Source organism: Vicinamibacteria bacterium (assembly GCA_035620555.1).
In the GTDB taxonomy this organism is placed as follows: Bacteria; Acidobacteriota; Vicinamibacteria; order Marinacidobacterales; family SMYC01; genus DASPGQ01.
The window spans coordinates 1-11,823 of the sequence record DASPGQ010000516.1; the positions used below are offsets into that span (position 1 = coordinate 1).

The 11,823-nt window shown below is 62.9% G+C and carries 16 protein-coding genes; 11 read left to right on the forward strand and 5 right to left on the reverse strand.

Annotated elements, in window-relative coordinates:
• On the forward strand, positions 1-627 hold a 627-nt coding region (locus tag VEK15_20940; protein ID HXV63178.1), incomplete at its 5' end, for an ABATE domain-containing protein.
• Positions 628-631: 4 nt separating this feature from the next.
• Here VEK15_20940 and VEK15_20945 read toward each other — a convergent pair.
• From VEK15_20945 to VEK15_20960, 4 genes are read right to left on the reverse strand one after another with little or no spacing between them, the layout of a single operon-like run.
• Complete coding sequence (locus VEK15_20945) at positions 632-1,474, reverse strand: DUF4388 domain-containing protein (protein ID HXV63179.1); 843 nt, start codon at positions 1,472-1,474, stop codon at positions 632-634.
• A gap of 49 nt (positions 1,475-1,523) precedes the next feature.
• The gene (locus tag VEK15_20950; protein ID HXV63180.1) at positions 1,524-2,780 is read right to left on the reverse strand and encodes an Nramp family divalent metal transporter; all 1,257 of its coding nucleotides are present in this window, start codon (positions 2,778-2,780) and stop codon (positions 1,524-1,526) included.
• Positions 2,777-3,769 (reverse strand): amidohydrolase family protein, encoded by a 993-nt coding sequence (locus tag VEK15_20955; protein HXV63181.1) that lies wholly within the window; start codon positions 3,767-3,769, stop codon positions 2,777-2,779. The genes VEK15_20950 and VEK15_20955 overlap by 4 nt, the downstream gene beginning before the upstream one ends.
• Positions 3,766-4,353, reverse strand: coding sequence for a hypothetical protein (locus VEK15_20960; protein HXV63182.1), 588 nt, complete (start codon positions 4,351-4,353; stop codon positions 3,766-3,768). Before VEK15_20960 ends, VEK15_20955 begins: the two co-directional genes overlap by 4 nt.
• A gap of 141 nt (positions 4,354-4,494) precedes the next feature.
• On the opposite strand from VEK15_20960, the gene VEK15_20965 reads away from it, so the two are divergent.
• The 9 genes from VEK15_20965 (at position 4,495) to VEK15_21005 (ending at position 8,993) form a co-directional block, all read left to right on the forward strand.
• Complete coding sequence (locus VEK15_20965) at positions 4,495-4,740, forward strand: CopG family transcriptional regulator (protein HXV63183.1); 246 nt, start codon at positions 4,495-4,497, stop codon at positions 4,738-4,740.
• Positions 4,737-5,162: a PIN domain-containing protein gene (locus tag VEK15_20970; protein HXV63184.1), complete on the forward strand. Its 426-nt coding sequence runs from the start codon at positions 4,737-4,739 to the stop codon at positions 5,160-5,162. The genes VEK15_20965 and VEK15_20970 overlap by 4 nt, the downstream gene beginning before the upstream one ends.
• 168 nt (positions 5,163-5,330) lie before the next feature.
• Positions 5,331-5,591: a type II toxin-antitoxin system HicA family toxin gene (locus tag VEK15_20975; GenBank protein ID HXV63185.1), complete on the forward strand. Its 261-nt coding sequence runs from the start codon at positions 5,331-5,333 to the stop codon at positions 5,589-5,591.
• Positions 5,584-5,796, forward strand: a complete 213-nt coding sequence (locus tag VEK15_20980; protein ID HXV63186.1) for a type II toxin-antitoxin system HicB family antitoxin — start codon at positions 5,584-5,586, stop codon at positions 5,794-5,796. Before VEK15_20975 ends, VEK15_20980 begins: the two co-directional genes overlap by 8 nt.
• Before the next feature lie 100 nt (positions 5,797-5,896).
• A complete protein-coding gene (locus tag VEK15_20985; protein HXV63187.1) occupies positions 5,897-6,133 on the forward strand; it encodes a hypothetical protein in 237 nt (78 codons plus the stop codon).
• A complete protein-coding gene (locus tag VEK15_20990; GenBank protein HXV63188.1) occupies positions 6,123-6,377 on the forward strand; it encodes a PIN domain-containing protein in 255 nt (84 codons plus the stop codon). Before VEK15_20985 ends, VEK15_20990 begins: the two co-directional genes overlap by 11 nt.
• Positions 6,365-6,571, forward strand: coding sequence for a hypothetical protein (locus VEK15_20995; protein HXV63189.1), 207 nt, complete (start codon positions 6,365-6,367; stop codon positions 6,569-6,571). Before VEK15_20990 ends, VEK15_20995 begins: the two co-directional genes overlap by 13 nt.
• A 106-nt stretch (positions 6,572-6,677) precedes the next feature.
• Positions 6,678-8,246, forward strand: coding sequence for a D-aminoacylase (locus VEK15_21000; GenBank protein ID HXV63190.1), 1,569 nt, complete (start codon positions 6,678-6,680; stop codon positions 8,244-8,246).
• A gap of 45 nt (positions 8,247-8,291) precedes the next feature.
• A complete protein-coding gene (locus VEK15_21005; protein ID HXV63191.1) occupies positions 8,292-8,993 on the forward strand; it encodes a pirin family protein in 702 nt (233 codons plus the stop codon).
• A 48-nt stretch (positions 8,994-9,041) separates the two neighbouring features.
• On the opposite strand, the gene VEK15_21010 is transcribed toward VEK15_21005, so the two are convergent.
• Positions 9,042-11,087 (reverse strand): CocE/NonD family hydrolase, encoded by a 2,046-nt coding sequence (locus VEK15_21010; protein ID HXV63192.1) that lies wholly within the window; start codon positions 11,085-11,087, stop codon positions 9,042-9,044.
• A 165-nt stretch (positions 11,088-11,252) separates the two neighbouring features.
• On the opposite strand from VEK15_21010, the gene VEK15_21015 reads away from it, so the two are divergent.
• A partial coding sequence (locus VEK15_21015; GenBank protein ID HXV63193.1) for a pyridoxamine 5'-phosphate oxidase family protein occupies positions 11,253-11,823 on the forward strand: 571 nt, incomplete at its 3' end.

Below are 11,823 nucleotides of genomic sequence, written 5' to 3' on the forward strand. Positions count from 1 at the left end.
GCCCGGTTAGAAGCCAAAGTGGAACGATTCGAGCCCATCGCTGGACGCCTGGCGCTCGACTTCGTGAATACCGTTGGCTGGCGCGACCGCTCCGAGCCCGAAGAGCGCCTCGCAAGCTTCGACGACCTTCTCTCCTGGAGCCGCGCGGTCGGGCTCGTCTCCCGCTCGGAGAGAAAACGCCTCGCGGCCCAGGGCCGCCTCAGGCCGAGCCAAGCGCGAGCTGTCGTCGAACGAGCGAGAGTTCTCCGTGAGGCGCTTCATCGTTTGTTCGCGAGGTTTGCCGCCGGACAGAAGCCCGCACGGCCCGATCTCGATACCCTGAACGATGTTCTCGCCCAAGCGCCGGGGCGGCGGCGGTTACGCCACCAGGGCCGCGGGTTCGTTTGGGAGGCTTCCGGAAGCAGAAGCCTAGAGAGCATCTTGTGGGAAGTGGCGTGGTCGGCCGCGGATCTGTTGATCCACGAGGCCCCCAAGAGCATCAAGCGCTGTGCGGGAACGGGCTGCGGCTGGCTGTTCCTTGACACGAGCCGCAACCGGACGCGGCAGTGGTGCTCGATGAGCAGCTGTGGAAATCGCGCCAAGGCGAAACGCCACTACGCGAAGAGGAGGAGAGCCGAGTGGGAATAGAGTCTCAGCTTCCTCCTCGGAGGACCATGCCGAGACCGTCGCCGTCGGTTTCGTCGAGCCCATTGGGCTCGTCGGTTTCTGGCTCGGCCACTTCTGCCATCACGACCGGGTGCACTTCGGTAACCGGGCCCACCCACTCGAGCGAGCGAAATGCCCACAGAAGCTGGCAGACTTCGAAGTCGCTGAGCTCGGACTCGGCGCAGGCTTCGGCGATCGTTTTCGGCCCGCGCAGCTCCGCGAGCAGGCGGCGGGCGTCGGGATCGAGTCCCGCTTTCTCCGCCCGCTCCTCGACGTCGTCGTTGGTGCGATAGACGGCGTCGAGCGAGCCCAGACCCGTCGTCACCCGACGCCAGCTCGTCACCTGACGCACGCCGTCGGCGATGAGCTTCGCCGTCGGGATGCGGAGCGTGATCGTTTCTTTTTCGAGCGAACGTTCCTCGAAGGCGTAGGCAGCTTCGGACCAACCGAACAGGCTCAGGACGATCGAGCGCACCTGGCCGATCACGCCTTGGACGAGATCCTTGGGCGTCAGGACGCCGCTCTCCACGAGCACGGTCCCGAAGCGCTTGGCAGGCGAGATGAACCGCGATAGCTCGATCAGATGCTCGAATCGGATCTTCCGCGCCCGCATGAGATAGGGGCCGAGCCGGTCATCGGTCGAAGAGGACTTGGCGAAGATGACCTGGCCGTCCTGGATGATGACGGTCTTCTCGGCTTCACCGCTCGAGAAGAGAAGATGGCCGGTCTTGCCCGTCCGGCAAACGGCAAGCAACAGATCGGGAAAGTCGAAGCTCTGGTGCCAGCAATCGAACTTCCCCGCAAGGGGAATTCTCGATGGTTCAGACATCGCTCGATTCGAATGAAACGGATGTTCTCATTGTAAGCCCAAAAGGCTCTCAGCGCGAGCGAGCGTAGACCGAAACGACCACGGCAACGAGCATGAAGAGAAGACCCGAAAGCGCCCAGAGACGGAGCCCGCGCGAGGGGCGCATCGACACGTCGTCGATGAGCCGGGTGACGCAATAATAATTGAGCGCGTAGAGCACCGGCGCAACCGAGAGGCTGACGAGGCCCACGAGCTGCACCATCAGCACCGGGTTGGGTAGCAGCTGGTTGGCCCCGATGGCAAAAAGGAAGATGACCACCAGGAACAGGTAGTAGGCCGGGTCGCCTTCTTTCCGCAGAAATGCCTGGCCCGGGAACAGCGTGGACAGAATTCTGGAGAACGTGCGGGGGAAGCCGTCCATCACCGAGTAAGCGGTCGAGAACATCGCCGCGAAGGCAGCGAGCATGAAGACGGGGAACATCCAGTCTCCGAGGACATCGGTATAGAGCCTCGAGAGAGTCAAGGCGACCTCGACGCCGTCGGGGTGGAGCCCGCGAGGCTTCAGCAGGTTGGCGCCGAGCGAGATGAACACCACGGCCAGCACCGCCGACAGCAGGTAGCCGACCTTCAGATCGAACATGCCGAGTCTCAGGATCTCTCGCTTGGTGCTCGCCACCCGACTCCAGGTCGGAAGGTGCTCGACCGCCCAGAGCGAGTGCCAGATGGCGACGTTGATGCCGGTCGGCATGAGTCCGAGGATCGCTCCCACGAGGACGAGCGAGCCCGCTGGAAACGAGGGTACGAAGATGCGGGCGAGGTCCGACGCACGTGGCGGCACGGCGAGAAACGCCACGACGCTCACCAGTGCGAGAACCAGCATGGCGATCTTGCTTCCGAGCGCGAGGGCGGGGTACTTCCCGGTGCGGTGGAGCAGGATGATGACGAGGCCGAGCACGACCACAAAGCCCGAGAGCGACAAGCCGCCCACCCAGGCGAGAAGGATGGCCGCGGTGACCGAGAGGATTCCCGCGAGGATCGTAAGACCCTGTAGCACCGTCGTGACCAGGAAGACCCAGACGGCCCAATTCTTCGGTCCGGGAACTTCCTGGAAACCCTTGACGAGGGAAACTCCCCGCGCCACGGCGAACCGCGGTCCGAACTCGAACGCCGGATATTTGAAGAAGTGTGAGAAGAGAACGAGCCAGATGAGCTCGTAGCCGAATCGCGCGCCGGCAACCGGACTCAAGACGATATGGCTCGTTCCAATGGCGGTGGCCGCCATGATGATGCCGGGACCGAGACCCCGGAGAGCGGTGACGAGCCTCATGCCGGCTCGACGTTGTGAAGGATCGAAAGGGCGTTCCCGCTGAAGATACGATGCTTCTCGAGCTCGGGAATCTTCATCTCCTCGATCGACGACACGGCGCGATCGATGGATCCGAGGAGGTGGGGATAGTCGCTTCCCATCACCAACCGATCGCAACCCACGAGATCGCGCAGCAATCCGAGCGTATACGGGCTGAAGGTGACGGTGTCGTAGTAGAGCCGCTTCAGATAGGTGCTCGGAAGCTCGTCGAGGTTCGCCCGGCATTCGGCGAAGTCCCGAAAGCCGTTGTCGAGCCGTTCCATGAGCCAGGGGATGGCACCGCCGGCGTGAGCCACGATCCATTTGATGTCGGGAAAATCGCGAAACATGCCGTGGTAACACATCCGGGCGACGGCGAGAGTCGTGTCGGCGGGGAACGCCACCAGCGGGCCGAGGACGTACTCTCGAAACGGCTCGGTAGCCACGGGCAGCATGGGGTGTACGAAGATGCAGGCACCGAGGCGGTTCGCCTCTTGGAAAAACGGCCGGTACTCTTCCGCGGTCAGCGCGCGCCCGCGCAGATTGCTCAGGAGAACGACGCCACACATCTCGAGCTCGCCGAGAGCGCGGTGGAGCTCCTTCAAGGCCTCGTCGGGAACGCTCATCGGAATGGACGCGAATCCCTTGAACCGCTTCGGATGTCTCGAGGCGAGATCCGCATAGGCGTCGTTGACCCTTCTCGCGAGCTCGGGCTCGTGCTCCTCCGCGGCGAAGAATATGTTGGGCGTGGATAAGGACAGCACTTCGACATCGATGCCCACGCGATCCATGTCCTCGAGCCGCTTTCCGGGATCGGTCATCGGCGGTGTCACGCCGAAGAACCGAGCACCCCGAAGCGTAATGATGGTTCTTCCCGTCGGGTCGCGGTCGAAGGAGAAATCCGACGGGAGCTCCCGAATCTTGTCGAAATAGGTCGACGGGTAGTAGTGGGTATGAAGGTCGTATCTCACATCGTTCTCCTCGGCTCCCAGGGTAGCTTCGCACCCTCCCAGGAGCGGATTCGGCTCTCGAGCGCGGCGCGCGCTGACGCGGGATCGGTCGGCTTCGGACGGAAATCTCGGAGACGGGCGGTCTCCTCCCAGGTCGTGAGGACCTTGGCATGCGCTCCTCTCTCCGTGTGCTGCTGGCTTCCGTGCGCGAGGAGACGGTCCTCGATCTCGCGGGCCGCCTTCGCGGATCCCGACTCGACCCGGAGCATTTTCTCGGCATCGACCAGTTCGAGAAGCGACGTCGCGGAGGGGCTGAGGCCTCTCGTCTGCCAGTCGTCTCTCGCCATCGCGACCGAAAAGAGCTCGGGCCACAGGGCCCGGTGGACGAAGGTCAGCTTTCGGGACACGAGTTTCACGAGGAGCGCCGCGGCGTCGTCCTCCAGCGCCTCGAGCACTGCGTAGATCGTACGCGCCTTGGGATGCGACCACCATGAGCCCTTCACCGCCTCCCCGGCGACGATGCGCGTCAGGCTCGGGAGCCTGGCGTCGGTCACGAGCAGAACGCCGAGACGTTCCAGCTCTCGAGAAGCGCGCGCGAGCGACATAAGGTCGGGCCATGCTATCGGCTCGTCGAGCCACCGGCAATCGGGTCCGCGTGACGAAGCCCGGGCGTACGGAATGTGCCGTCGCTGCAGGGTGCGGAATGAAAGAGCGGGGCGTTGAGTCATATATGCTAACATACGCATATGATACGTACTACCGTCTATGTCGACGAGGACGTCGCCGTCGCCATCCGCCACCGGGCCGCCGTGGAAGGACGAACCCAGGCGGAATTGATCCGAGACGCTCTGCGGAAGTACATCGAGGAGGCAGAGATTCCGGCGCGCCCACCGATCACGGGAATCGGGCGCCACCGAAGCGGCAGGCGCGACATCTCCGAGCGCGCCGAGGAGCTGCTGCGCCGGGCAGCGAGAAGAAAACGAGAGCGATGAGCCTCGTCGCCGACACCGGAGGTCTATACGCTCTTTATGACGCGGATGACGCCCATCATGCTGCAGTCCGGGGAATCATCCAGAAAGAGTCCGGGCCCATCATCGTTCCTTCGGCGGTCCTGGGAGAGCTCGATTATCTCCTTCGCGAGTTCCTGGGTGTCGACGCGGAGCTCGATTTCCTCGACGGATTGACCTCCGGCGCTCTCAGGCTCGAGCCGATGACCCCGGCGGACGTCGTGCGCTCCCGAGAGCTCGTAGCCATGTATCGCGATCTCGACCTCGGCCTCGTCGACAGCTCCGTCATCGCGACGGCGGAGCGCCTGGGCATCCGTCGAGTACTTACCGTGGATGAACGCGATTTCCGGGCGGTTCGACCCAAGGGAAAACCGCTGATCTTGCTACCTTCCGACTCGGGAAAGTAGTGAGGAAAGAGGCTGAGCTCTTCGCGCGGCAGCGGCTCCGCGATCGATGATGGAGACAACGTCTCCTACTAGGGAATCGCGCTGTGGGCCGTAATCGGCGACCGAATCTCGCCTTAGCTTCAAGTTAGGTTGCTTCGAAACTCCAGCTGAAGGCTCTAGAATAGACGAGTGAGCAAATGGACGAAGCTCATCCGTAGGATACTGGAAGGAAGGTCCGACGCTAACGTCGCTTTCTCAGACCTCCGGGGATTGCTCCTGCATCTTGGTTTTGAAGAGCGGACGCGTGGCAGCCACCACGTCTTCCGACGGGCTGGAGTTGACGAGAAGATCAACTTGCAGCGCGACAATGAGAAAGCGAAACCCTATCAGGTGCGGCAGGTGCGCCAGCTGATCCTGAAGTACCAACTTGGGGAACTGGACGATGCATAAATACGAAACCATCATCCATTGGAGTAACGAAGACAACGCGTTTGTTGCTGAAGTGCCGGAACTGCCGGGTTGCATGGCTCACGGCAACACACAGGAAACGGCACTAGCGAACGTGAACGAGGCCGTGGCCCTGTGGATCGAAACCGCTCAGGAGTTCGGCGACACCGTCCCGGAACCGAAAGGAAGACGGTTGCAGTTCGCCTAGCAGGACGGGTGGTGCAATCTAACACCCCCCTGGACGGCTCCCAAAATGGGATACCAGCGCATCGAGCAAATCGTTCGCAGATTTCAGGAACCTTGGCGATGTGGATCGAAGACGTCTCCGCATTGAATTCCTGAATCCCGGAATCCGCATCGAAGCTCTGAAGCGGCGCGCCGCGAGGCATCGACGGTCGCTTCAAAAGGAGCTCCTTCACATTCTCGAGTCGCTCGCTCGCGACGAGCCCGAGGGGATCAAACTGCCTCCGCTGGAGTTGAAGTTCTCCAAGGCGGAGAAGGGCACATGGCGTCGCGAAGATATCTACGGAGACGATGGACGATAGGCTCGTTCTCGTCGATACCAACGTTCTCCTGTCAGCCTCGACTCCGGCACGCGTCGAGCACGGCGACGCGCTGCGCATACTGAACCAGTGGCCGAAAGAGGAGTTCCGGCTTTGCACGAGCGGGCAAATACTGGGGGAGTATCTGGTCGTCGCGACCCGCCCCTCCATCAGAACGGACTCGCATTGTCCCCGGAGGATGCCGCCACGAACGTCGATAGGCTGCGAGCGCGAATGCTTTTTTTGAATGAATCGCGCGCCATCTTCGATCGGCTCCGTCGGCTTCTGGATGAAGTGAAGTGTTCGGGAAAGCACATCCATGACGCGAACGTCGTGGCCACGGCACTGACTCACGGTGTCGCGCGGCTCTGCACCGCCAACGTCGATGATTTCGAGCAGTTCAACTCCTACGTCCAGGTCGTGGCATTGTCCGGAGTGTAAGATGGCCGGCGAAGCAGCATTCGCCCGATTCTGAGTAGCGGACCGCTTCCCTCGAGAAGGCACGATCAACTTCATCATGGCGGGCCGGGGTGTAGAATGCGCCACCATGATCGCCTCGGTTTTCCTTCTATTGGCTCTCACGTCGTTCTCTCAGGAGCGCTACGACGTCGTGATCCTGAATGGGGTCGTAGTCGACGGGTCGGGAGCGGAGCGTTTTCGCGCCGATGTCGCTCTGCGCGGGGACCGGATCGCGCGGGTCGCGCGCGACGGGATTCCGCCCGACGCCGCCGACCTCGTTCTCCAGGCGGACGGACTCGTCGTCGCTCCGGGCTTCATCGACCAGCACGCGCACATCCAGACGTCGATCCACGAGCACCCGCTCGCCGAGAACTTCCTTCGCCAGGGCATCACGACCATTCTCGCCAGCCTTCACAGTGGTGACCAGCCGTATCCGCTCGCCGAGTACATGGCGACGCTTCGCGTGGCCCCGAACGTCGGCTTTTTCGCGGGCCACACCTGGGCCCGAAAAACAGTCCTCGGCCTCGATGACCGGCCGCCGACCCCCGAGGAGCTCGAAGAGATGAAACGACTGGTCGAGGAAGCGATGAAGGATGGCGCTCTCGGCCTTTCAACGGGACTCCTGTACGTGCCCGCGAACTACGCCGAGCCCGAAGAGGTCATCGAGCTCGCCAGAGTCGCCGCCCGCTATGGAGGCATCTATGTGAGCCACATGAGGAACGAGGCCGATGGGCTCCTCGACTCGGTGGCGGAGACCATTCGTGTCGCGCGCGAAGCGCGAATTCCTGCGCAGATCCAGCACCACAAGGCGGTGGGCGCTCCACAATGGGGCCTGTCGGAGAAGACGCTTGCGATGATCGACGAGGCCCGCGCGGAGGGACTCGACGTGAAGCTAGATGTCTACCCCTACACCGCCTCGAGCACGACCTCGCGGGTCCTCTTTCCGCAATGGGCATTTGCCGGAGGGGACTCGGCGTTCGAGGAGCGCGTGTCCGATCCGGAGACGCGGGCGAGAATCGAAAAGGACATGGAGTTCATCTTCGTCAACCAGCGGGCGGGAAATGACCTGGAGCGGGTGCAATTCCGCACCGTGCCTTCGGACCCGCGGTACAACGGGAAGACGCTCGCCGATCTCGCCCGGGATCGCGGCCTTCCGGTGACGCTCGAGAACGGGATCGATCTGGTCATCGAGCTCCAGCTCGCAGGAGGCTTCGGCGCCATCTACCACTCGATGGACGAAGAGGACGTCAAGCGCATCCTGCGCCATCCCTTCGCCATGATCGATACCGACGGGGACAACGTTTCCTATGGAATCGGCCATCCTCATCCCCGAAGCTACGGGACCTTCGCCCGCGTGTTAGGCCGGTACGTTCGCGAGCTCGGCGTGCTCTCGCTCGAGGAAGCGGTGCGGAGGATGACGTCTCTGTCGGCGGAGCAGATCGGGCAGCCGGAGCTCGGGCTCATCGCCGAGGGCATGTACGCGGACATCACGGTGTTCGATCCCGAGACCATCATCGACCGCGCCACCTTCACCGACCCGCACCAGTATGCGGTCGGGATCCGCCACGTCCTGATCAACGGCGTTCCGGTCATCAAGGACGGGGGGTTCACCGGCGAGCGGCCGGGCCGCGTGATCCGCGGTCCGGCACGGAAGTGAATCGACATCAACGTCTCTCTGAGACGAAGTGGAGGTTGTTCGACGATGCTGAAAATCCGTCGTGCAGAAGAACGAGGTCGGACCGACTGGGGATGGCTCGACAGCCGGCACACCTTCTCCTTTGGTGATTATCACGATCCGGCTCATATGGGTTTCCGAAGCCTTCGCGTACTCAACGACGACCGCGTGAGACCGGGTGCCGGCTTCGCCACGCACGCGCACCGAGACATGGAGATCTTGTCCTACGTCCTCGACGGTGCGCTTGCACACAAGGACAGCTCGGGGGGTGGTGGAATAATCCGGGCGGGCGAGATCCAGTTCATGAGGGCCGGAACCGGGGTCACCCATAGTGAATACAACCATTCCCGATTCGAGCCGGTTCATTTCCTGCAGATGTGGATCGTGCCGGATACGGACGGGCTGGAGCCAACTTACGACCAACAGGTGCTCGACCGCTACGCCGCAAGGCGGGATTTTCTTCTGGTGGCATCATCCGACGGACGGGACGCGAGCCTCCAGGTCCAGCAAGACATGGACCTCTGGCTGACGCTGGTCGAAACGGGAGATCATCGAGAGTTTCGGCTTCGCCCAGACCGCAGCGCCTGGGTCCACATCGCGAGCGGGTCCGTATCACTGAACGGCATCGAGCTCGAAGAAGGTGATGGAGCGGCTGCGAGTGAAGAGCAAGACCTGAAGATTCTCGGCCGCGGCGAGTGGTCCGAAGTCTTACTGTTCGATTTGGCCTGAGGGACGCGAAGAGCGAGGCCGCGGACGCGAGAGATCCGGGTACGGAGCTCACGCGAGATCTCTCGGGATCTCCGAGCGAAATCTCCTTTCGAAGACGCGTTCGTCTCCGTCGAATCCTTCGATGTCGGTCTCGATGATGAACTTTGCCTCGTCGCACCACATGCGAGCCGCAACCCGCGTTCCCACGCTCCAGCCGGCGCGCTGGAATCGTGCGTGATGGCGCGCCTCGATGCGTGCCGAGAGCGGGTCCCGGTCGCGAATGAAGAAGCGCGCGCCGAGGGCGTCGCCGAACTCCATGCCCGTCGCGTCGATGCGCGACAAAGCCGGCTCGTCGTTCTCGGCGAACTCAGCCTGGAACTCACGCACGGACTCCCCCGTCAACGGGTCGTGATGGACCCGGCCGGTTGTATTTCCCGAAGTCACCTCGGTCGTCGCTGGCGAGGGTGCGCTTTCCGGGGGGTCGAAGCCGCGGAGCTCGAAGTCTGCTTGGCGCGGTGTCCGGATGGGAAGCTCGAAGCTCGACCCCTTCGTGAACAGAACAAGGGTTGCCTCGGAAGGCGCGGGCCAGACGATGGGCCAGTACGAAGTCGAGAGAGCCACTCGGATTCGATGGCCGGGCAGGAAAGCGTGGGCGACGTGCTTGAGCGGCAGCGTGACCTCGACGACGGTATCGAAGGGCATGGGCTCCGGTTCGGCGTGGTCCGAGCGATGTGTCAGGTTCAAGATCCCGTAGGTCACTCGGGCCGAAACTCCGTCGGGGAAAACGTCCACGAGGCGCGCCACCAGAGTGGCCACGGGACGATCACACGAGAGATTCAGTCGCAAAACGGGCTCGCCGAGGATCTCCACCCGCTCGGTGAGAGGGGTGGAGTCGAAGAACGCCGAGCGGCCATCGTCCTCTCTTTGATCGCGAGGCATGCCTTCGGCCCCGAACGGGCACCAGCTTCCTGCCTGGCTGCCCGTGCTCTGCGGTGACTGGATGGAGACGATGGAGACGGTCGAGGCAGCTTGAGACTCGGCCTGAAGGAGTGCTCCGGGACCGAGCTCCAGCCGGCGGGAGCGCTCCTCGGCCGGCGGCCACTTCGGCTCGGCAATCCATCGACCGGATGACTCGTGGCGCGCCGCGGCGGGTGTTTTCGAATCGGGCATCCACGCGCGCAACATCGGCTCGTTCAGGATCCCGGTCTCACGTCCCGCGAGCCAGTGGTCCCACCAGCGAAGGGCCTCTTGAAGAAATCCGATCGGGGGACCGGGAACCCCGTCCTGAGGATAGGCATGCGCCCAGGGACCGATGAGCCCTTTCCGCGGAACCTCGAGTCCAGCGAGCATACGAAAAATGCCATTGGTATAGGCGTCCGCCCAGCCACCCACCAGGTAGACCGGGCACGTGATGGCACGATAGTCCCGCGAGACGGAGCCCTGATCCCAATAATCGTCTCGCCGCTGGTGCCGGAGCCACTCGTCCGCCAACGGTGAGGCCGCCGCGAGGCGCTCGAGCCACATCTCCCGCCAGCGCTCATTGACGTTCATCGGATCGGGAGGCATGACGCGCAGAGACGTGAGCACGAGGCCCCAGAACAAGTTTTCGTTGAGAAGCGCGCCTCCCATGAAGTGGGCGTCGTCTCGGTATCGATCGTCGGAGCAACAGACGGCGATGACCGCGCGGAGGTTCTCGACCCCTCCGCGCGCAGCGACCTGCAGGGCGTTGAATCCACCCCATGACTTTCCCATCATGCCGACGGCGCCGGTACACCAACTTTGAGCACCGATCCACTGGATCACGTCTCGGGCGTCGTCGATCTCCTGAGTGAGGTACTCGTCGTGGAGGACGCCGTCGGAATCACCCGTGCCACGCAGGTCGACCCGAACTGCGGCGTAGCCGTGGCCGGCGAAGTAGCCGTGCATGGTTTCGTCCCGGTCCCGCATGCGATCCCCTTTGCGGTAGGGGATGTACTCCAGAATCGCGGGAACCGGAGAGGTGTCAGCATCTTCCGGGATCCATATCCGGGCCGCCACACGACCACCACCGCAGACGGGAATGAAGACGTTCTCGATGGCTCGTATGGCTCGAGGAAACGAGCTCCTGACCCTCATGAACCCTCCATCCTCGCGTCACCTGCTGATTTCGCTCAACGGAGACCATCGGATTCTATGCCAGCGCGCAATCCCGGTAGCAGGCGTAGGTCTCGAAGAAATGGATCTAGCTAACTTCGCATGAATGGATCTTCTGATAGGGCCATTTCGGGATAAACTGACGGCATGAACGAGCTCAAGAAGACGCTCCGATCGACCGTCCGCCGGCTTCCTAAACGAGGCTCGTATGACGAGGCCACCGTTCACGCAATCCTGGACCAGGGCATGTTGTGCCACGTGGGCCTTGCCACCGACGATGGCCCCGTGGTGATCCCGATGGGCTATGCTCGAAGGGGCGACGAGCTCTTGCTGCATGGCTCCGCGAAGAGTCGTTTGCTCAACGACATGGCGAAGGGCGCCCCGGTCTGCCTCACCGTGACGCTGCTCGATGGGCTCGTTCTCGCCCGCTCGAGCTTCCACCACTCGATGAACTATCGATCCGTCGTCCTCTTCGGACGCGCGGAGCCGATCCGGGATCCCAGGGAGAAGGCAGCGGCGCTCGATGCCATCGTCGAGCATCTCGTTCCCGGCAGGACGAAGGATGCACGCGGCGCGAACGATCGGGAGCTTCAGGCGACGCTCGTCGTGCGCGTGCCGATCCGGGAAGCCTCCGCCAAGATCCGCTCGGGTCCTCCAGTCGACGACGAGGAGGATCTTACGCTCTCGATGTGGGCCGGGGTGGTTCCTTTCGAGCACG

Coding starts and splice junctions, on each gene's coding strand:
- VEK15_20945 (HXV63179.1), bottom strand. CDS start 1,474: ATGTCTGAACCATCGAGAATTCCCCTTGCGGGGAAGTTCGATTGCTGG.
- VEK15_20950 (HXV63180.1), bottom strand. CDS start 2,780: ATGAGGCTCGTCACCGCTCTCCGGGGTCTCGGTCCCGGCATCATCATG.
- VEK15_20960 (HXV63182.1), bottom strand. CDS start 4,353: ATGTCGCTCGCGCGCGCTTCTCGAGAGCTGGAACGTCTCGGCGTTCTG.
- VEK15_20965 (HXV63183.1), top strand. CDS start 4,495: ATGATACGTACTACCGTCTATGTCGACGAGGACGTCGCCGTCGCCATC.
- VEK15_20970 (HXV63184.1), top strand. CDS start 4,737: ATGAGCCTCGTCGCCGACACCGGAGGTCTATACGCTCTTTATGACGCG.
- VEK15_20980 (HXV63186.1), top strand. CDS start 5,584: ATGCATAAATACGAAACCATCATCCATTGGAGTAACGAAGACAACGCG.
- VEK15_20990 (HXV63188.1), top strand. CDS start 6,123: ATGGACGATAGGCTCGTTCTCGTCGATACCAACGTTCTCCTGTCAGCC.
- VEK15_20995 (HXV63189.1), top strand. CDS start 6,365: ATGCTTTTTTTGAATGAATCGCGCGCCATCTTCGATCGGCTCCGTCGG.
- VEK15_21000 (HXV63190.1), top strand. CDS start 6,678: ATGATCGCCTCGGTTTTCCTTCTATTGGCTCTCACGTCGTTCTCTCAG.
- VEK15_21005 (HXV63191.1), top strand. CDS start 8,292: ATGCTGAAAATCCGTCGTGCAGAAGAACGAGGTCGGACCGACTGGGGA.
- VEK15_21010 (HXV63192.1), bottom strand. CDS start 11,087: ATGAGGGTCAGGAGCTCGTTTCCTCGAGCCATACGAGCCATCGAGAAC.